Source organism: Thioclava sp. F42-5 (assembly GCF_002213195.1).
In the GTDB taxonomy this organism is placed as follows: domain Bacteria; phylum Pseudomonadota; class Alphaproteobacteria; order Rhodobacterales; family Rhodobacteraceae; genus Thioclava; species Thioclava nitratireducens.
This window is the reverse complement of sequence record NZ_NBNZ01000009.1, coordinates 77,521-95,914: the sequence shown is the minus strand read 5'-3', so window position 1 is coordinate 95,914 and position 18,394 is coordinate 77,521. Positions and strand designations below refer to the sequence as shown.

The following is an 18,394-nucleotide window of genomic DNA, read 5'->3' as shown; positions in this document are numbered from 1 at the left end:
GCGGTCTGCACTGTCATGTGCAGCGACCCCGCGATGCGCGCGCCTTTCAGCGGTTTGCTCTCGCCGAATTCTGCGCGGCAGGCCATCAGGCCCGGCATTTCGGTTTCGGCGATGTCGAGCTCTTTGCGGCCATATTCGGCCAGAGCGATATCCTTGATTACGTAATCGGCCATGCGCGGCTCCCAATCTGAATTTGGGAGCTATGTAGCACCGGGACCGTAAAGCGGCAATGAAGGCCGATCACGATCAGGTGGCGGGAAGAATCCCTTCGCGATGCAGAAGCGCTACCGGGTTCTTGCCACGCTTCCAGTCGGTGCCCGAGGATACGATGCAGGAGACGTTGTCGGCGCGGGTATAGACCGCAGTCCAGGTGCCCATGAGGCTCGACGCGTAAAGCTCGACCTTGCGGTGATCGCCGAGCTGTTTCGTCATCGCGGGCTTCTCCGCGAAATCGTGATTGAGGGAATCCACCAGCTTCGCGCGCTTGTCGCAATATGGTTGGTTGGGGCTTTGTGCCTCGCCGATCGCGGTGACGTCGTCGAAGGCGGACAGATCGCCATAGGGAATTTCGGAGGGAATATCCTCCATCGGGCGCCCGTTGCCCTCGTAGCCGTCGAGCATGACCTGCCGCGCCGCTTGGGGATGCTGGGCAGGCGTCACAGCCTCGTCGCTGCGCACGGCGGCGATGGCGATGGTCGCGGGGATCGAAATGATGGCGATCCCGGCGGTAAGAAACGTGGTTTTCGAGGTTTGCATTTTCGCGTCCCCTTTTTCTCTCCGTGTCAACCCGAGAACTCGCCATGCGCGGAAATGTTCCTCTTTCTGTGACGTTTACAGCCGGATTGGCTTTGGCTAGTCACAGATACGCGCTGCATGAGAGGAGCGAATGGAGATCGATCTGGCCTGCTCGAAACCGGCGCAGCACCGCAATGCGATCGCGTTTTGCTGCGACGGCGCTTACCCGCCTTATGCGGCGCATGCGGCCGCCCAGATTGCCGCGCTCCATCCGGATCGGGATTTCGACATCTGCATCGTGAGCGCCGAGCCGGTCACGCTTCCGGATTCGCCCGAGGCGTTGGGTCTGCGGCTGTGCAGTTTCGATGCGGAGCCGATATTCGCGGGCTTTTCGACGGATCGCGGACGCGGTTCGGGCATGTATGTGCGGCAGATGCTCCCGCAGATTTTTGCGGATGACACCGGCCCGACGAAACCGTGTAAAGCGCGACCGGAGACACTGCAGCCACGCTTTGGCCGGGCAGTAAGCTGATGAAGAAAATGCTCTTTCGGCGTCTCATCAACAGAAACAAGATGGCGCACTATCTCGCGCGCTCTCTCGACGACTATACGGTGATCACATGAAACGCGCTTGGCAAAGGATGCTCTCGGGACGCCGGCTCGACCTGCTGGACCCGACGCCCGTCGATATCGAGATCGAGGATATCGCGCATGGTCTGGCTTTCGTGGCCCGCTGGAACGGGCAGACCTTCGGTGACTGGCCCTATTCGGTGGCCGAGCATTCGCTGCTGGTGGAGCAGATTTTCTGCCACCAGAATCCTAGGATCGCGGCGAAATGGAAATTGGCGGCGCTTTTGCACGACGCGCCGGAATATGTACTGGGCGATATGATCAGCCCGGTGAAAGCGGCGATCGGCGAAGGCTACGGCGCGCTCGATAATCGTCTGATTGCGGCGGTGCATATACGGTTTGGTCTACCCGCGGCGCTTCCCGTGCGAATCAAACGCGCGATCAAAAAGGCGGATATCGTTTCGGCGCGGTTGGAGGCCGAACAGATCGCCGGATTTTCCAAGGCGGAATCCGACAAGGTTTTCGGCAAACTCGCGCCCGAATATGCCGAGACCTTTAAAATACACCTGCGGCCACCGTCGGAAGTGCGCGCTGATTATACCGCACGCCACGAAGCGCTTCTGGCAGAGCTGTAATGCGAAAAGCCTGCCATTTCGGCAGGCCTTGCATAAAGGTATCCAATTCGAGACTCAGATCTTCAGATCGTCGAGCGATTTTCCATTATCGAGAGCGGCTTGCACCCAACGCGGCTTGCGGCCACGGCCGGTCCAGGTTTCGCTGGGATTGTCGGGATTGGCGTATTTCGGCGGCACGGTGCGGCGCGGCTTGGCCGAGCCCGAACCGGTCAATTCCGCCAACGAATAGCCCATATCGCGTGCCGCGCGCTCAAGCTGATCGATCGCTTCTTTCTTCTTGCGATCCTCGTAGCTGGAGATCGCCTTGTCGACTTGCTTGCGAAGAGCCTTGAGCTCGTCGAGGGACATATCATCTAGATTCATTTTAATGCTCCGAATTGCATATTCCGAAGCATTAAATAGAAACGTAAATTAATTAACAACCTGACCAAAACGTCAGCGGGGGCTCCGTTTGGCCAAAATCCGCTGAAGGGTCCGGCGGTGCATATTCAAACGGCGCGCGGTTTCCGAGACATTCCGGTCGCAAAGTTCGTACACACGTTGAATATGTTCCCAACGCACGCGATCCGCGCTCATCGGGTTTTCCGGCGGCGGCGGGGCGACTTCGCCTTTCGCCAATAGCGCGTTCGTGACGTCAGTGGCATCGGCAGGCTTCGCGATATAATCGGTCGCCCCCATTTTTACGGCGGCCACCGCGGTCGCAATCGCCCCGTATCCGGTCAGAACCACGATTCGGGCATCGGCACGCTTTTCACGAAGCGCCTCGACCACATCGAGCCCATTTCCGTCCTCGAGCCGCAGGTCGATCACTGCATAGGCGGGCGGGTTCGATTGCACGATGGCGCGGCCTGCAGCCACGGTTTCGGCCGTCTGGGTCTCGAAGCCGCGCTTCTCCATCGCGCGCGCCAGCCGCGTGAGAAACGGTACATCATCATCGACGATCAGAAGCGATTTGTCCGGACCGATATCCGCGCTGATGTCTTCAGCCATTATCGTAACTCCCTGTCGTCGAGTTTAACGTTTGATTGGTTTTAGACGCGCGCGCCTACTCGGTCAATTTCCGGCTGCGCCGTCGGGATTGGCGTTTTTCCATGCGTCGACGAAACAGGCGACGCTGTCGGCCATCTGCTCCGGCGTCGTGTCGCGGTTGTAGTATTCCGCGAAACCGGAATCGGGGAAGACCAGGTAGCTCTGTGTCGAGTGGTCGATCAGCGTGTAGGGGTCGTTAGGATCCTGCACTTTGAAATAGGTACGATATTCCTGCGAGACCTTCTTGATCTGCTCCGGCGTGCCGGTCAGTCCGATCATTTTCGGATGCATGAAATCGGTGAATTCCTTGATAAGCTCCGGCGTGTCGCGCGCGGAATCGACCGAGATGAAGACCGGCGTCACCGAATATCCGCGCTTTTCGAGGAGGCTCACGGCCTCGGCGTTGCGCGCGCTGTCGAGCGGGCAGACATCGGGGCAGTAGGTATAGCCAAAATAGAGAATGCTCGGCTCGGTGATGACATCCGCATCGGTCACCTCCTTACCGTTCTCGTCGGTCAGCGTGAAAGGACCGCCAATCTCGCCCGCGCCGCCTGCGACGACACTCTGGCGGCATTGCGCGAAAATATCGTCGTCCTGGCTGCGGGTCGCTGCGAACCAGGTAACGCCAAGGCCGATGACCACGATCGCCGAAGCGCCGATGGCGGAAATTTTCGCAATACGGTTCATATTGTCACTCCTCTCACGGCTGCATTGATCGCGCGGCGGGCGGCGATTATCAATGCTTTCATGCCGCCAATTCCGGCGATGTGCGCTTTGGACGCGGGAGACGACATGGCTCAACGCCTCGAGGCCCAACCCGGCCCGGCCGAAATTCACCACGACTGGGTACGCCTCCGGACGCTGATCTTCCTGCGCTGGACCGCGATCGTGGGACAGCTTGGCGCGATTTTCGTGGCCTATTTCGTTTATGATATCGCGTTGGATCTGGCGCTGTGCCTCGCCACGGTGGCGGCAGCGATCGCGGCCAATCTCGTGGCGATTTTCCTGTTTCCCGACACCAAGCGCCTCACCCAGCCCGAAGCGGCGGCGACGCTGATGTTCGACATGGCGCAGCTCGCGCTGCTGCTGTCGATTACTGGCGGGATGAACAACCCCTTCGCGTTGCTCATTCTGGTGCCCGTCACCATAGCGGCGACCGCACTGGAGAGATCGGCCACGATCCTTCTCGGCCTTGCGACAATGGTGATGATCTCGATCGTCGCCGTGGTCTACCTACCTTTGGTCAGCAAGACCGGCGAGGTGATCGCGGTGCCGGACGTGTTCGAATTCGGCTACTGGCTTTCGATCATCATCGGCGTCGCCTTCCTCGGGGCCTATGCCCATAAGGTGGCGAGCGAAGTGCGCTCCATGGGCGATGCGCTCCGCGCGACGCAGCTCGCCTTGGCGCGCGAGCAGAAGCTGACCGATCTCGGCGGCGTCGTCGCGGCCGCCGCGCATGAGTTGGGCACGCCGCTTGCGACGATCAAGCTGGTCAGTTCGGAGCTGGCCGACGAGCTCGAAGACAGCCCCGATTTGCGCGACGACGCGCTCCTGATCCGCGAGCAGGCCAATCGGTGCCGCGACATCCTCCATTCCATGGGTCGGATCGGCAAGGACGATCTGCATATGCGCAGTGCGCCGATCGTCGCCGTTCTGCGCGAAGCGGCGGACCCGCATATGGAGCGCGGGATCGAAATTCATTTCGACGCCCATCCGATTGTCGAGGGGCTGGAGCGTCAGCCGACGATCTACCGCTATCCCGAACTGATCCACGCGCTGCGCAATTTCATCCAGAACGCCGTCGATTTTGCCCAATCCACCGTCTGGGTCGAGGCGGAATGGGATGACGAAGAGATCACCGTGCGGATCAGTGACGACGGCAAAGGCTATCCAGCGAGCGTGCTCAACCGGATCGGCGATCCCTTCCTGCAACCGCGGGCAAACGCGGCGGAACGCAAAGGTTACGAGGGGATGGGGCTTGGCGTGTTCATCGCGAAGACCCTGATCGAGAGGACCGGCGGGCGGCTCACCTTTTCCAACGGGGACGTACCCTTTGCGTCCCGCGCCGCAGCGCCTGTGCGCTCCGGCGCGGTTGTGGAGGTCGTCTGGCCCGCTACCCGCCTTCTGGCACGGGACGAGGCAGGGCTTGGCCTGAACCAACCGATCGCGGTCTGATCGCCATCGACGCCTGCATGCTCGACGCGAGTTAACGTCGGCTTAACGATTCTCCCGCACCTTCGACCTCGCGACAGGTTTGAAAGGCCGAAGGATATGAGGACTGCATGGCTCGAGGCGGCGATGATCGCGCTTACCTCGGTGGGCGCGGCTTTGGTCGGATTGCTGCTGACATGGATTGCCGTGGGGCGCGGGCCGAGGCGCAAGCTCACCCCCGCCGCGCGGGAGGACGTCGAGGAGGTGGCCTTGCTGTTCGATGATGAGGCGCTTGTGGATGCGACGCCGCCGGCGCGGCGCTTGCTGGAAACGATGCCCGTCGGGGTGACCGATTGGGCCCGTTTCACCGCCTTCGCCGCGCCGCGGTTTCCGGAGTTTCAGTCCCGGATCGCGCGGCTCTCCGAGTTCGCGCGGCTCGAGATGACAGAAACCGCGACCCGTGGCGACAAACGGCGACTGCGCCTGACTGCCGAAAACCTGCGCGGCCTGGCGCGGATCACCCTCATCGATCCGGAGGGCGAAGGGCAGGGCCAGCGCGTCGACAACCTCTCGCTCCGGGCGATGGAGGACGAGTTGGAGATGATGCGCGCCACGCTCGACCGTTCCCCCGTTCTGATCTGGCGGATCGAGAAAAATGGCGAGCTGACCTGGGCGAACAGAGCCTACCTCCTGCGCGCAGGCGCCTTCGACGCGGATGAAGAGGGGTTCGGCTGGCCGCTGCCGAAGCTGTTCACGCTGCCGCCGGACGCGTTCAGCGGCGGCGGGCCCCACCGGCTCGAGCTGACCTCGCCCGCGCCAGGCGCTTCGGATGTCGCGACCTGGTTCGACTGTCATTCCGTCGTGCTCGAAGGTGGTACGCTACATTTCGCGCTCCCCGCCGAGGCTGCCGTCCGGGCCGAGCAGGCGCTGCGCGATTTCGTCCAGACCCTGACCAAGACCTTTGCCGATCTCCCGACCGGGCTCGCCATTTTCGACCGGGACCGCCAGCTGAGGCTGTTCAATCCCGCACTGAGCGACTTGCTTCAGCTTGGCCCGGAATTCCTCGCCACGCGCCCTACGCTCTACGCATTTCTCGACAGGCTGCGCGAGACCAAAATGGTGCCCGAGCCGAAAGACTACCGAAGCTGGCGGCAGGAAATGACCGAGCTGGAGCGGGCGGCCGCCTCGGGGTTCCACGCCGAAACATGGAACCTGCCGGGCGGGCAGACCTATCGCGTCACCGGACGCCCGCATCCGGACGGGGCGGTGGCGTTCCTGTTCGAAGACATCTCCTCGGAAGCGTCCCTAACCCGGCAGTTTCGCGGTGAAATCGAAATGTCTCAGGAGATCTTGGACAGGATCGGGGACGCGATCGCGGTGTTCCGTCCTTCCGGCGAATTGGCGATATCGAATGCTGCCTATGGCGCGCTCTGGGGCGTCGATCCCGAGGCGACGTTGGGCCGGGTGACGTTACTCGATGCTGTAAAGCAATGGCAGGCCTGCGCCGAACCCAGCGCTTTCTGGTCGTGGCTGCAAAACCTCGCGCGCGAAATCGGCGCACGCGAGAACCTGACCGAAGAGATTACGTTGCTCGACGGTCGGCGGGTAACCTGCCGACTCGAGACGCTCTCGGGCGGGGCGTTCCTGCTGCGTTTCGCTGTTGCCGAGACTTCCGACACGCCGCCGCCACGTAAGGCCGAGGCCATCATCGCTCAGTAAGGCTAGTCGCTTGGCAAAAGGGCGATGCGCGCGCTAGAAGCAACCCATGCCCGCGCCGACGCACGCCCCCGTTTCAACCGAAATGCCCTGTCTCGATCTCCCTGATCCCGAGGCGACAGAGCGGCTTGGCGCGCTGTTTGCCGAATTCGCCGTGCCGGGCGATGTGCTGCTCCTCGATGGCCAGATCGGCGCCGGCAAAACCCATTTCGCGCGGGCCCTGATCCAGACGCGGCTCGGCGTGGCCGAAGACGTGCCCTCGCCGACCTTCACGCTGGTGCAGACCTACGAGGCCGATTGCGAAATCTGGCATGCTGACCTCTATCGGCTCACCGACCCCGACGAAGTTCTCGAACTCGGGCTGGAGGCGGCGTTCGACAGCGCGATCTGCCTGATCGAATGGCCCGACCGGCTGGGCTCCGCCGCTCCGAAAGGAGCGCTTCGGCTGCGCTTCGAGCAAACCGAAGACGGCGCGGCGCGAAGGGTCTGTTTCGAGACTGTTACGCCTCTCGCGCAGGAAGTTCTGGAGGCGTGGAATGGCTGACGAAGCCAAGGTTCATAGCTTCCTCGCCGCCGCCGGATGGCGGGAGGCCGCGCGCAGCCCGCTCGCCGGAGATGCCTCCGCCCGCAGCTACGAACGCCTGACCCGCGGCGCAGATCGCGCCGTGCTGATGAAGGCCCCGAACGGCTCCGAGATCGCGCGCTTCACCCGGATCGGTGATTGGCTTTCGGAGGCGGGGTTTTCGACTCCGCGGGTGCTCGCGCGCGACGATGCGGCGGGCCTGCTGTTGCTCGAAGATTTCGGCGACGCGCTCGCGGCTCGTCACCTTGATGCGACACCCGAGGATGAGGCCGCGCTCTATGCCCTGATCACAGAATTCCTCGCCGAATTGCGCCACCACGCGCCGCCCGCAGACCTGCCGCTGCTGGGCGGGTCGGCACTAGCCGAACTGCTGGATCTGGTGCCGGAGTTCTATCCCTGCACCGACCGCGCCGCCGCGGATCGGTTGCAACAGGCGATCACTCGGAAATTCGACACTATTCCAGCGTGGAAGCCGGTTTTGTGCCTGCGAGATTTCCATGCGGAGAATATCATTCTGCTGGATCGTCCGGGCCTGCGTCGCCTCGGTCTTCTCGACTATCAGGACGCGCTGCGCGCCCATCCCGCCTATGATCTGGTCTCCGCGTTGCAGGATGCGCGCCGCGATGTGAGTCCGCAGGTCGAGGAATCCGAAATTGCCCACTACTGCGCGCTGACCGAGGCCGACACTGGCGCGTTCCACCTCGCCTACCGGCTGCTTGGTCTGCAACGTGCCATGCGCATTCTTGGAATCTTCGCGCGGCTTTGTGTCCGGGATGGAAAGCCGCAATATATTGAGTTTATGCCGCGCGTCTACGACTATATCTCGCGTAACCTCTCCAGTCCGGCTCTTGCGGATCTGGCAGAGCTCTTCCACGCCGCCTATCCTGCGCCCGACCCGAATTTGATTGCTGATTTGAGACGAAAATGCCCGACCAGCCAGACGCCTTGATGCTCTTTGCCGCCGGTTTCGGCACGCGCATGGGTGCGCTGACGCAAAACCGGCCGAAACCGATGATCGAAGTCGCGGGGCGGCCCTTGATCGATCACGCGCTCGACCTTGCGCGGGCAGGCGGGGCGCGGCGGCTCGTGGCCAATGTTCATTACCTTGCTGATCAGGTGATCGCGCATCTGGCCGGTCAGGACGTCGCGATCTCGGATGAGCGCGACGAGATTCTGGAAACCGGCGGCGGGCTGCGCAAGGCGCTGCCGCTGCTGGGCGAAGGGCCGGTGATGACGTTAAATACAGATGCGGTCTGGACCGGCGAGAACCCCGTGGCCCGGCTGCGCGAAGCCTGGCAACCAGAGGACATGTCGGCGCTTCTGATGCTGGTGCGGCCAGAGAATGCCCGCGGCCATGCGGGTGCGGGCGATTTCGCAATGGATGAAACCGGCCGGCTGAGACGCGGGGCGGGCTATGTCTATACCGGCGCGCAGATGCTGAATCCTTCTGGAATAGGGTCTATCTCCGAGCAGAAATTCTCGCTGAACCTCCTTTGGGATGAGATGATCGCGGCGGGGCGTGTCTTCGGGCTCGTGCATGACGGGGGGTGGTGCGATGTCGGACGACCCGAGTCTATTGCGCTGGCCGAGGCGATGCTCGATGAGTGACGGCGCTGCCTCCGTCTACGCCCTCCCGCCCGGCGTCGATTTCCCCCGTGCGCTGGTAGCGGGCCTACGAGCGCGCTTCGCCGACAAGCCGCCCGAGGCACTGGCGCGTGTCACGCTCTATCTGAACTCCGGACGGATGCGCCGCCGTGTGCGGGAGGTCTTCCTCGAAAGCGGCGCGCTCTACCTGCCGCGGCTGCTATTGGTGAGCGATCTCGGGGCAGATCCGCTCGCGGGTCTGCCGCTGCCCGTGCCCCCGCTGCGCCGCAAGTTGGAACTGGCCCAGTTCGTCGAGCAACTCACCCGCGCCATGCCTGAATTCGAAGCCGGCGCGAGCCAGTTCGCGCTGGCCGAGAGCCTCTATTCTCTCCTCGCAGAGATGAAGAGCGAGGGCGTCCATATCGACGATCTCGATCAGCTCGAACTGACCGAGACCCATGCCCGGCACTGGCAGGAGAGCCTGCGCTTCATCCGGATCATTGCGCGCTATTTCGACAACGAAGTCGAACTGGACCGCGAGAGCCGTCAGCGGATGGTCGTCGAGGCAGTAATCGAGCGTTGGCGCGAAAGCCCGCCTGCGGATCCGGTGATCGTCGCGGGATCGACTGGTTCGCACGGGGCGACCTCGCTCTTCATGCAGGCGGTCGCGCGGTTGGAAAACGGGTCGATCGTGCTCCCCGGCTTCGACCGCGACATGACGCAGGCGGCGTGGGATAGTCTCTACTCCGGCCCATTTCCGCTCGAGGACCACCCGCAGTTCCGCTATCGCAGCTTGCTCGATAAGCTCGGGCTCTCGGCGGAGGACGTCGTCGATTGGGACGAGATCTCCGCGCCGGACCCGGACCGCAATCGCCTCCTTTCGCTGGCGCTGCGGCCGGCGCCGGTTACCGACCAATGGCGGCGCGAGGGCGCCGGACTGGGGCCGCTCGTTCCAGCCTGTCAGGGGCTGTCGCTGATCGAAGCACGCGATCCGCGCCATGAGGCGCTGTCGATTGCGCTCGCGCTGCGCGATGCGGTCGAGCGTGGTGTCAGTTCGGCCCTGATTACGCCGGACCGTCTTCTGGCGCGCCGCGTGGCGGCGGCGCTCGACCGGTGGGGACTGGTGCCCGACGACAGTGCGGGTCAGCCACTGCAGCAGACAGCGGCGGGGCGCTTCCTGCGTCAGGTCGCGGCGATGCGGGCGCGTCCCGTCGGGATCGCCGATCTGATCGCGCTGCTGAAACATCCGTTGACCGCGACCGGTGACGCGGAACGCGGGCCGCACTTGCGCAACACGCGCGAACTGGAGCTTCGCCTGCGTCGCTACGGGCCCGCTTTTCCGGATCGGGACAGTCTCACGAAATGGGCAGAAAAAGACCCCAACTCACGGGAAACCTGGGCGCATTGGCTCTGCGATATTCTCGAGGATTTCGCCGCACCTTCTGCGGCCGCGCTGTCCGATCATGTGGAGCAGCATTTCCGTCTCGCCGAACGGATCGCGGCCGGCCCGAGTGCCGCGACCGAGACCAGCGAGCTGTGGCGCGAGGCCGCAGGGCGCGAGGCGCGCCGGTTGATGGAAGACCTGCGCAGTCAGTCCGGCTTCGGCGGGCATCTCGGTGCGCTCGATTACGCCGATCTTGTCAACCGGCACCTTCAGAGCGGGCTCGTGCGCCAGACCCTCGCGGCGCATCCGCTCATCGCGATCTGGGGGACGCTGGAAGCGCGCGCGCAGGGGGCCGAACTGGTGATCTGTGGCGGGCTGAACGAGGGAAGCTGGCCGGAGGCGCCAGCCCCCGATCCATGGTTCAGCCGGCAAATGCGGCTGGAATCGGGTCTATTGCTGCCCGAAAGGCAGGTCGGCCTCTCGGCGCATGACTTCCAGCAGGCGGTTGCCGGGCCGCAAGTAATCCTGTCGAGATGCGCGCGGGATGCGGAGGCGCAGACGATCCCGTCACGCTGGCTCAACCGACTTTTGAACCTAGTCGACGGCCTGCCCGATCAAGGCGGCACCGAGGCGCTGGCCGAGATGCGCGGGCGCGGCAAGCGCTGGCTCAACCTGGCGGACGCGCTCGAGACGCCGCGGATCACGCTGCAGCCTGCCAAACGCCCGTCGCCACGTCCGCCGGTCGACGTGCGCCCGCGCGAGTTGCCTGTCACCGCGATCGAGACCCTGATCCGCGACCCCTACGACATTTACGCGAAGCGCATCCTGAAACTGCGAGTGCTCGATCCGCTGCGCCCCGAGCCCGATGCATTGCTGCGGGGACAGGTGCTGCACCAGATCGTCGAAACCTTCGTGAAGACCTATGACGAGGCGGCCACGATCGAGGCGGCGCAGGCGCGTCTGATGGAGATCGCCGAGGAGGTGATGACCCGGGACATTCCGTGGCCCAGTGCGCAGCGCATCTGGCTCGCAAGGGTCCGGGGGATCGCCGAGACTTTCTGCCGGGCCGAGGCCGAGCGGCGCGCGCAAGGCGCGCCCATGGTGATAGAGAAAAAAGGCTCTGTTTCACTGCAAAAGCCGATTTTCACTCTGACCGCGAAGCCCGACCGGATCGACATTCTCGAGGACGGGCGCGCGTGGATCTACGACTACAAAACCGGCACGCCACCTTCCGAGCGAGAGGTGATGGCTTTCAACAAACAGATGCTTCTGGAGGCGGCGATGGTCGGGCGCGGGGCCTTCGAGGCGATCGGACCGCGCGAGGTCGCGGGCATGTCCTATGTGCGGCTGGGCGGCGACGGAGCCACCACGCAGATCAAGGGAAAATCCGGGGATCGCAGCGAGACGCCCGAGGAGAGCTGGGAGAAATTCCGCAAGCTGATCACGCGCTATTTCGAGCCGACGCAGGGCTTCACCGCGCGGCGCGCCCCGCAGAAGGCCCGGGCGCGCTCCGATTACGATCAGGTTTCGCGCTTCGGGGAATGGGATGTCACCGATGAGGCCGAGGGGGAGGACGTGTCATGACCCATCCGGCCAGCCTAAGACAGCATCAGGCGTCGCAACCGGACAGCTCGGTCTGGCTTGCCGCGAATGCGGGCTCGGGCAAGACCAAGGTGCTCACCGACCGCGTCGCGCGCATGCTTTTGGCCGGAACAGAGCCTCAGCGCATCCTGTGCCTGACCTACACCAAGGCCGCCGCGGCGGAGATGCAGAACCGTCTGCTCGGTTTGCTGGGCGGCTGGGCGATGATGGACGAGGCGAAGCTGCGGGAGAAGCTGCGGGCGCTGGGTGCCGACGAGGCGCTCTCTGCCGAGGATCTGGCGAAAGCGCGACGGCTGTTCGCCAAGGCGATCGAGACGCCGGGCGGCCTGAAGATCCAGACCATCCACGCCTTCTGCGCCGGGCTTCTGCGTCGCTTCCCGCTCGAGGCGAAAGTCTCGCCCGGATTCTCGGAGATGGACGACCGCGCCGGGGAATTGATGCGCGAGGATATCCTCGAGGAGATCGCGACCGGTCCGGATTGCGACCGGCTCGATGCGTTGCTGGGCGTCTATTCCGGTGAGGACCTGACCACCCTCGCAGCCGAAATAAGCCGGAATAGGGTCGGTTTTGCAGGCGATCTGGGCTTGCCCGATCTGCTGGAAGCCTACGACCTGCCGCGGGATATGACCGAAGAGGCGCTGCTCTCTGAGGTCTTCGACGACGGCGATCTGAAGATGATCCGCGACGTCGCGCCCGCGTTCCTCGCGAGTTCAAAGAACGATCAGCGCGTCGGCGCGGGGTTGGCGGCGGCGCGTACCCGCGATCTGGACGCTGTGCAGGCGCTGGAAGACGTTCTTTGCGTCAAGAAACCGAAGGAGGGCCCGCCCTATCAGCCCAAGCTCGACAAGGTCGCCACCAAGGCGCTTGCGAAATCGCTGGGCGACGGCACGATGGCGGCGCTGTCCGATCTTTCCGAGCGCGTCTCCGAGAACCGCCCCCGCCGTCTCGCCTTCGTCGCGGCGAAACGCGCCCATGCGTTGCACCGGTTCGCGCAGGTCTTCCTGCCGCGGCTCGACGCCTATAAGGCCGCGCGCGGCTGGCTCGATTTCGACGATCTGATCGACCGCGCGGCGGCGCTCCTGGATGAGCCGTCGGTGGCGCAATGGGTGCTGTTCCGCCTCGATGGCGGGATTGACCATATCCTCGTCGACGAGGCGCAGGATACCAGCCCCCGACAGTGGCGGGTGATCGAGCGGATCGCCGAGGAATTCACCTCCGGCGAAGGCGCACATAAGGGCGAGCGCACGCTGTTTGTGGTGGGCGACCGTAAGCAATCGATCTATTCCTTCCAAGGCGCCGACCTTCAGCAATTCGAGGAAATGCGCGCCCATTTCGCCCGAAAATTCGCGGATATCGGACGCGCGCTCGCGCCGCTGGAGCTGGAACATTCCTTCCGATCATCCGCCGCTGTGCTGCGTTCCGTGGACCTAGCATTCGCGCGCGGGGCCGAGCAGGGCCTGGGCGGGGCGCCCTCGCATATCGCCTTCCATGAGGCGCTTCCGGGCCGCGTCGATCTGTGGCCCGCGATCGAGTCGGTGAAGACGGATGACGAGGACGATTGGGAGAGTCCGGTCGATCTGACCAGCGCGGAATCTGCGATTTCGCAGCTGTCGCGCATGATCGCCGCCGAGATTTCCGCGATGATCGCGCAAGGTGTGCAAATCCCCGATCACGAGGCGCCCGGCGGCGCCCGCCCGGTGCATGAGGGCGATTTTCTGATCCTCGTGCGGCGTCGCTCGGAACTGTTTTCCGAGATCATTCGCGCCTGCAAGTCGATCGGGCTCGCGGTCGCGGGGGCGGATCGCCTGAAGCTCGGTGCGGAGCTTGCGGTGCGTGACATCCGCTCGCTACTGAGCTTCCTCGCGACGCCGGAGGACGATCTGTCGCTGGCGGAGGCGTTGCGCTCGCCGCTGCTGAACTGGTCCGAGCAGGAGCTTTACCAACTCGCGCAGCCCCGGAAGGGCTATCTCTGGGAGGCGCTCCGCCGTGGCGAGATGCGGCCCGATACGCAGGAGATGCTGAAAGATCTGCGCGATCACTCGGATTTCCTGCGGCCATTCGAGCTGATAGAACGCCTGCTGACCCGGCATGGCGGGCGCGAGCGGCTTCTGGCGCGGCTTGGCCCCGAAGCGGAGGACGGGATCGACGAGCTGATCTCGCAGGCTCTGGCGTTCGAGCGCAATGAAGTGCCGAGCCTGACCGGCTTCCTCGGCTGGCTCGATGCGGACGACGTCCAGGTGAAGCGGCAGCTGGACGGGGCAGGGCGCGCGATCCGGGTGATGACGGTCCACGGCTCGAAAGGGCTCGAGGCGCCTATCGTGATATTGCCCGATACGGCGAAGAAAAAAGAGCCTAATCCGCCTAAAATCCTGCGTCTGGACAATGGCGTCGCGGGGCTGCGGCAGCCCGCGCCGGACGCGCCGGAGGCCCAGCTTTCCGCCGCAGGAAAAGAGACGACCGCCCGCGCGGAAGAGGCGCAGCGACTTCTCTACGTCGCGATGACGCGGGCGGAGAAATGGCTGATCGTGGCCGCAGCGGGCGAGGTCGGCGAGGGCGACGAGACCTGGTATAGCCGGATGAAATCGGGCCTCGAAGCTGCCGGGACCGAGGACGTCACGGGCCTTTCCAAACCGCTGCAAGAACTGGGCGAGTTTCCTCGCCACGCGACCGGCACATGGCCCGAAAACGCTGCGGCGCCAGCAGCCGCGGAGGAGGTCACGCGACTGGATCTACCCGCATGGAGCCTAACGCCGGCAGCTGCCATCGAGCCCCCGCCGCGCCCGCTTTCGCCCTCCGATCTGGGCGGAGCCAAGGCTCTGTTCGGTGATGGCGAGACGATGGACGAAGACGAGGCGCTGCGTCACGGGCGCAACCTGCACCGGCTTCTCGAACATCTGCCGGAACGGCCGCGCGACCAGTGGGAAGACCTTGCCGAACTGTTGCTGTCCGAGGGCGAGGATGCGCTGCTTCCGGGTGAAATAGAGCCTGTTTTGGCCGAAGCGACCCGCGTTCTCGAAGCGCCGGGCATGGCGGCCTGGCTGGGGCCGGACTGTCTGGCGGAGGTCGAGATCACCGCCGCGCTGGAGGAATTCGGCGGCCAGCGGATTCATGGCTTCATCGACCGTCTGCGGATTGATGCCGAAGGGGTTCACATTCTCGATTACAAATCCAACCGCATCGTCCCCCCGTCGCCCGATCAGGTGCCCGACGGGATCGTGCGACAGATGGCCGCCTATCGCGCGGCGCTACACCAGATTCACCCCGGACGCACGATTACCTGCGCGATCCTGTGGACTCAGGACGGAACGATCATGCCGCTCGCAGATGCACAGCTAGACGGGAGCTTGCGCACGCCCACTGTATCTTGACGCCGCCGGGGGCGGAACTTACCTTCCTTGCCGACCCAATATTCAGGAGGCTGACATGGCTACCGTTGCTGTTACCGACGCCACTTTCGATCAGGAAGTGCGTAAGTCCGACGTTCCCGTCGTGGTGGATTTCTGGGCTGAATGGTGCGGCCCCTGCCGCATGATCGGCCCGTCGCTCGAAGAGATTGCCGAGGAAATGTCCGGCAAGATCAAGGTCGTGAAAGTGAACGTCGACGAGAACCCCGACAGCCCGGCGACGCTGGGTGTTCGCGGCATCCCCGCCCTGTTCCTGTTTAAGGATGGCGAGGTCGTCTCGAACAAGATCGGCGCAGCCCCGAAAGCGGCGCTGCAAAGCTGGATCAACGAATCGATCTGATCTGCGGATCAGGTTTGACGGAAAAGGGCGCCCTCGGGCGCCTTTTTTCATATCGGCCAGCCGAAATGGCGCAGCCTTGCGCGCAGGCGGTCCTCGAATTCGGGGCGGCCTGCGTTGAGCGATTGGAGTTGCAGGAACCAGTAGAGGTATCGCGCCACCGGCGGCGTCTCGCGCAGTTTCTCGAAAGCGGCCTCGATCCCGTCGCGGGGCACCGATCCGGCGATGTGGTGGAAATCCGACAGGCCGAACAGGATCGCCGGTTTGCGCAGGAAAAACCCTTCCAGCGCGAGCGCGCTATTCTGGGTGGCGACGAAGCGGCAGCGGCGGAGCAGTTCGGGGGAACCGCCGGACTGGAAGCGAAAGCGTGGGTGACGGGCCGCGATCGCCTCCAGCGCCTCGATTTCGCGCGCTGTGTAATCCTCGTTCGGGTGCAGCGTGGCCACGACCGGGCCGGAATGACGGGCCAGCACCTCCTCGATCATCTGCACCGGGCTCACCGACTGGAACGAGCGGTGGTCCAGCAGTCGCCCTTGCAGCGGAATGAAGGCCAGATCCTCCTCATCGGACGGTTTTACGCCGGGATAGAGCCTGTTTCGCGTGGAAAAGAAGAATTGCGCGGCGGCGTCTCCATCCACCTCATCGGCATCGAACGCCGCCTGAGCGACCGGCCAATCCCACCGCTCCGCCTCCGCCTCGACATGCCAGAACGCCCCCACATAGGTCCGTCGGCAGGTCAGCGCCCGCACATGGGTCGGCGGCTCCATCCGGTAAAGCGCATAGCCTTCGCGGGCAGGGGCCGCCGCGCGCGCCTCGGGGCCGGTCCGATGCAGGCTAACGGTCCAATCCGCCGCCTCCACCGCCCCGATCAGCCGCTTGAAGAAATTGTGTTCGCCAGCCCGGACCTGCTCCAGAATCCAGTCATCGAGATAGATCGAAAGGTGCTGCGCGCTCATGCGGTGACGCTAGCCGCAGGCTCCCGCACCGGCAAGCGGGGTTGCAGCCCCGGCCTGCGGGTTACATATCTTTGGCGCAAACGGAGGACTATTATGGCCGAAGAGAAATTCCCGGGCTGGCACGGCACGACGATCATCGGCATCCGCAAGGGTGGTAAAGTGGTGGTCGCGGGCGACGGGCAGGTCAGCCTTGGCCAGACCGTCATCAAGGGCTCGGCGCGCAAGGTGCGCCGACTGAGCCCCGGCGGTCACGACATCGTCGCGGGCTTCGCAGGCTCGACCGCGGATGCGTTCACCCTGCTGGAGCGGCTCGAGAAGAAGCTCGAGGCTTCGCCCGGTCAGCTGATGCGCGGCTGCGTTGAACTCGCGAAGGATTGGCGCACGGACAAATATCTGCGCAATCTCGAAGCGATGCTGATCGTGACCGATGGCAAGGATCTTTACGTCCTGACCGGCGCGGGTGACGTGCTGGAACCGGAACACGGCATCGCCGCGATCGGCTCGGGCGGCAACTTCGCCCTCGCCGCGGCCCGCGGGCTGATGGAAACCGATCTCGACGCCGAGGCGGTGGCCCGCAAGGCGATGGAGATCGCGTCGGACATTTGCGTCTACACCAATGGCAACCTGACGGTGGAGAGCATCGGTGGCTGAGCTGACGCGCGACGATCTGCGTGCGGCGGTCGCGGCTGGCCATATCAGCGAGGCGCAGGCCGCCTCGGTGATGGCGCTGGCGAGCAACCGCCTCGCCGGTCGCGCGGCCCTTCCCGCCGAGGACGAACCCTTCGAGCTGTTCAAAGGCTTTGCCGAAATCTTCGTGACCGTCGGCCTCGGCATCCTGATCTTCGGGTCGTTCGGCTTCCTCCTCTTCGCGGGCGGCAAGCTGGGTTACGCGATGCTGATCCCGTTGATTGCGTTGCTGGGGGAATATTTCACCCGCAAGCGCCGGATGGTGCTGCCCTCGATCCTGCTGACGCTCACGCTGGGCGGGGCAGTTCTGGCGAGCTTCCTCGGGATTCCGATCCTCGGGATGCGCTTTGTCACCCAAGACCCGAACTTCGATCTCGCACTGGTCGCGACCGCCGTGGCGCTGATCGCGTGGTTCCTGCGCTACCGGGTGCCGTTCTCGATGTTCCTCGTAGGGCTCTGCGGGCTGGGCCTGCTTCTGTCCTTCGCGAAGGGCTTCGACCCCGAGGCGCCGATCTCAAAAACGGTCGACCTGTTCGATCTGTCCAACGGCTCGGCGCTGTCGCTGGCGATGCTGGTCTTCGGGCTCTTGGCGCTCGCAGGTGGCATCTGGTTCGACATGCGCGACCCGCATCGGCTGGGTCGGCAATCGGCCTCGGGCTTCTGGCTGCACGTTCTGGCAGCCCCCGCGCTGGTCAACACGCTCGCTCTGACCTTCTACAAGATGGGGCCGGGGACGGGCTATGTGCTGCTGCTCGCCACGCTGGCTGTGTTCGCCGCGTTGGCGCTGATCATCGACCGGCGCTCCTTCTTCACGGCCGGGATCGGCTACATGATCTTTCTCAGCTTCTATGCCTTCGGCAATGCCACCGATCCGCGCAGCTGGTGGATCACGCTGATCCTGATCGGCCTCTTTCTCACCGCGCTCGGCTCGTTCTGGACCGAGCTGCGCACGCGCCTGATGCGCGCGCTTCCCAATTTCCCCGGCAAGCATCGCCTGCCGCCCTATGCCACGGAGTAATCC

General features: G+C 64.2%; 18 protein-coding genes. 12 read left to right on the top strand and 6 right to left on the bottom strand.

Features of this window, described 5'->3' with window-relative positions:
* Both B6V74_RS17800 and B6V74_RS17795 read right to left on the bottom strand, forming a co-directional pair.
* On the bottom strand, positions 1–173 hold a 173-nt coding region (locus B6V74_RS17800), incomplete at its 3' end, for an adenosylhomocysteinase (RefSeq protein WP_146694578.1).
* A gap of 73 nt (positions 174–246) precedes the next feature.
* Complete coding sequence (locus B6V74_RS17795; RefSeq protein WP_075776685.1) at positions 247–756, bottom strand: hypothetical protein; 510 nt, start codon at positions 754–756, stop codon at positions 247–249.
* Between the two features lie 130 nt (positions 757–886).
* Here B6V74_RS17795 and B6V74_RS17790 point away from each other — a divergent pair, with 130 nt between their 5' ends.
* Positions 887–1,267: a hypothetical protein gene (locus B6V74_RS17790; protein WP_088723579.1), complete on the top strand. Its 381-nt coding sequence runs from the start codon at positions 887–889 to the stop codon at positions 1,265–1,267.
* An 88-nt stretch (positions 1,268–1,355) separates the two neighbouring features.
* On the top strand, positions 1,356–1,940 hold the full coding sequence (locus tag B6V74_RS17785) for a hypothetical protein (protein ID WP_075776683.1): 585 nt from the start codon (positions 1,356–1,358) through the stop codon (positions 1,938–1,940).
* Positions 1,941–1,994: 54 nt separating this feature from the next.
* Here B6V74_RS17785 and B6V74_RS17780 read toward each other — a convergent pair whose 3' ends face one another.
* From B6V74_RS17780 to B6V74_RS17770, 3 genes are all read right to left on the bottom strand, one after another.
* Positions 1,995–2,309, bottom strand: coding sequence for an H-NS histone family protein (locus B6V74_RS17780; RefSeq protein ID WP_075776682.1), 315 nt, complete (start codon positions 2,307–2,309; stop codon positions 1,995–1,997).
* Between the two features lie 66 nt (positions 2,310–2,375).
* Positions 2,376–2,930, bottom strand: a complete 555-nt coding sequence (locus B6V74_RS17775; RefSeq protein ID WP_075776681.1) for an ActR/PrrA/RegA family redox response regulator transcription factor — start codon at positions 2,928–2,930, stop codon at positions 2,376–2,378.
* Positions 2,931–2,993: 63 nt separating this feature from the next.
* Positions 2,994–3,656, bottom strand: coding sequence for an SCO family protein (locus B6V74_RS17770; protein WP_075776680.1), 663 nt, complete (start codon positions 3,654–3,656; stop codon positions 2,994–2,996).
* A gap of 105 nt (positions 3,657–3,761) precedes the next feature.
* Between B6V74_RS17770 and B6V74_RS17765 the strand changes: the two genes are divergently transcribed.
* The 8 genes from B6V74_RS17765 to trxA all read left to right on the top strand — a co-directional run bounded on the left by B6V74_RS17765 (position 3,762) and on the right by trxA (position 15,733).
* On the top strand, positions 3,762–5,144 hold the full coding sequence (locus B6V74_RS17765; protein ID WP_088723577.1) for an ActS/PrrB/RegB family redox-sensitive histidine kinase: 1,383 nt from the start codon (positions 3,762–3,764) through the stop codon (positions 5,142–5,144).
* A 96-nt stretch (positions 5,145–5,240) separates the two neighbouring features.
* The gene (locus tag B6V74_RS17760) at positions 5,241–6,839 is read left to right on the top strand and encodes a PAS-domain containing protein (RefSeq protein ID WP_088723576.1); all 1,599 of its coding nucleotides are present in this window, start codon (positions 5,241–5,243) and stop codon (positions 6,837–6,839) included.
* A 46-nt stretch (positions 6,840–6,885) separates the two neighbouring features.
* Positions 6,886–7,380: a tRNA (adenosine(37)-N6)-threonylcarbamoyltransferase complex ATPase subunit type 1 TsaE gene (gene tsaE, locus B6V74_RS17755; RefSeq protein ID WP_088723575.1), complete on the top strand. Its 495-nt coding sequence runs from the start codon at positions 6,886–6,888 to the stop codon at positions 7,378–7,380.
* Positions 7,373–8,368: a phosphotransferase gene (locus tag B6V74_RS17750; protein ID WP_088723574.1), complete on the top strand. Its 996-nt coding sequence runs from the start codon at positions 7,373–7,375 to the stop codon at positions 8,366–8,368. The genes tsaE and B6V74_RS17750 overlap by 8 nt, the downstream gene beginning before the upstream one ends.
* Positions 8,344–9,027, top strand: a complete 684-nt coding sequence (locus B6V74_RS17745) for a nucleotidyltransferase family protein (RefSeq protein WP_088723573.1) — start codon at positions 8,344–8,346, stop codon at positions 9,025–9,027. The genes B6V74_RS17750 and B6V74_RS17745 overlap by 25 nt, the downstream gene beginning before the upstream one ends.
* Positions 9,020–11,971, top strand: coding sequence for a double-strand break repair protein AddB (gene addB, locus B6V74_RS17740; protein WP_088723572.1), 2,952 nt, complete (start codon positions 9,020–9,022; stop codon positions 11,969–11,971). The genes B6V74_RS17745 and addB overlap by 8 nt, the downstream gene beginning before the upstream one ends.
* On the top strand, positions 11,968–15,357 hold the full coding sequence (addA, locus tag B6V74_RS17735; RefSeq protein WP_088723571.1) for a double-strand break repair helicase AddA: 3,390 nt from the start codon (positions 11,968–11,970) through the stop codon (positions 15,355–15,357). The genes addB and addA overlap by 4 nt, the downstream gene beginning before the upstream one ends.
* A 55-nt stretch (positions 15,358–15,412) precedes the next feature.
* Entirely contained in the window at positions 15,413–15,733 is a 321-nt protein-coding gene (trxA, locus tag B6V74_RS17730) for a thioredoxin (RefSeq protein ID WP_075776673.1), read from the top strand.
* Between the two features lie 47 nt (positions 15,734–15,780).
* Here trxA and B6V74_RS17725 read toward each other — a convergent pair whose 3' ends face one another.
* Entirely contained in the window at positions 15,781–16,686 is a 906-nt protein-coding gene (locus B6V74_RS17725; protein ID WP_088723570.1) for a hypothetical protein, read from the bottom strand.
* Between the two features lie 93 nt (positions 16,687–16,779).
* Between B6V74_RS17725 and hslV the strand changes: the two genes are divergently transcribed.
* Together hslV and B6V74_RS17715 are read left to right on the top strand one after the other, a co-directional pair.
* Complete coding sequence (gene hslV, locus B6V74_RS17720) at positions 16,780–17,337, top strand: ATP-dependent protease subunit HslV (RefSeq protein WP_075776671.1); 558 nt, start codon at positions 16,780–16,782, stop codon at positions 17,335–17,337.
* Positions 17,330–18,391: a hypothetical protein gene (locus tag B6V74_RS17715; protein WP_088719989.1), complete on the top strand. Its 1,062-nt coding sequence runs from the start codon at positions 17,330–17,332 to the stop codon at positions 18,389–18,391. The genes hslV and B6V74_RS17715 overlap by 8 nt, the downstream gene beginning before the upstream one ends.
* Positions 18,392–18,394: the final 3 nt, after the last annotated feature.

Bases quoted from the DNA above. Each gene is read 5' to 3' on its own strand.
- B6V74_RS17795 (WP_075776685.1), bottom strand. From the start codon at position 756: ATGCAAACCTCGAAAACCACGTTTCTTACCGCCGGGATCGCCATCATT.
- B6V74_RS17790 (WP_088723579.1), top strand. From the start codon at position 887: ATGGAGATCGATCTGGCCTGCTCGAAACCGGCGCAGCACCGCAATGCG.
- B6V74_RS17785 (WP_075776683.1), top strand. From the start codon at position 1,356: ATGAAACGCGCTTGGCAAAGGATGCTCTCGGGACGCCGGCTCGACCTG.
- B6V74_RS17775 (WP_075776681.1), bottom strand. From the start codon at position 2,930: ATGGCTGAAGACATCAGCGCGGATATCGGTCCGGACAAATCGCTTCTG.
- B6V74_RS17770 (WP_075776680.1), bottom strand. From the start codon at position 3,656: ATGAACCGTATTGCGAAAATTTCCGCCATCGGCGCTTCGGCGATCGTG.
- B6V74_RS17765 (WP_088723577.1), top strand. From the start codon at position 3,762: ATGGCTCAACGCCTCGAGGCCCAACCCGGCCCGGCCGAAATTCACCAC.
- B6V74_RS17760 (WP_088723576.1), top strand. From the start codon at position 5,241: ATGAGGACTGCATGGCTCGAGGCGGCGATGATCGCGCTTACCTCGGTG.
- tsaE (WP_088723575.1), top strand. From the start codon at position 6,886: ATGCCCGCGCCGACGCACGCCCCCGTTTCAACCGAAATGCCCTGTCTC.
- B6V74_RS17750 (WP_088723574.1), top strand. From the start codon at position 7,373: ATGGCTGACGAAGCCAAGGTTCATAGCTTCCTCGCCGCCGCCGGATGG.
- B6V74_RS17745 (WP_088723573.1), top strand. From the start codon at position 8,344: ATGCCCGACCAGCCAGACGCCTTGATGCTCTTTGCCGCCGGTTTCGGC.
- addB (WP_088723572.1), top strand. From the start codon at position 9,020: ATGAGTGACGGCGCTGCCTCCGTCTACGCCCTCCCGCCCGGCGTCGAT.
- addA (WP_088723571.1), top strand. From the start codon at position 11,968: ATGACCCATCCGGCCAGCCTAAGACAGCATCAGGCGTCGCAACCGGAC.
- trxA (WP_075776673.1), top strand. From the start codon at position 15,413: ATGGCTACCGTTGCTGTTACCGACGCCACTTTCGATCAGGAAGTGCGT.
- B6V74_RS17725 (WP_088723570.1), bottom strand. From the start codon at position 16,686: ATGAGCGCGCAGCACCTTTCGATCTATCTCGATGACTGGATTCTGGAG.
- hslV (WP_075776671.1), top strand. From the start codon at position 16,780: ATGGCCGAAGAGAAATTCCCGGGCTGGCACGGCACGACGATCATCGGC.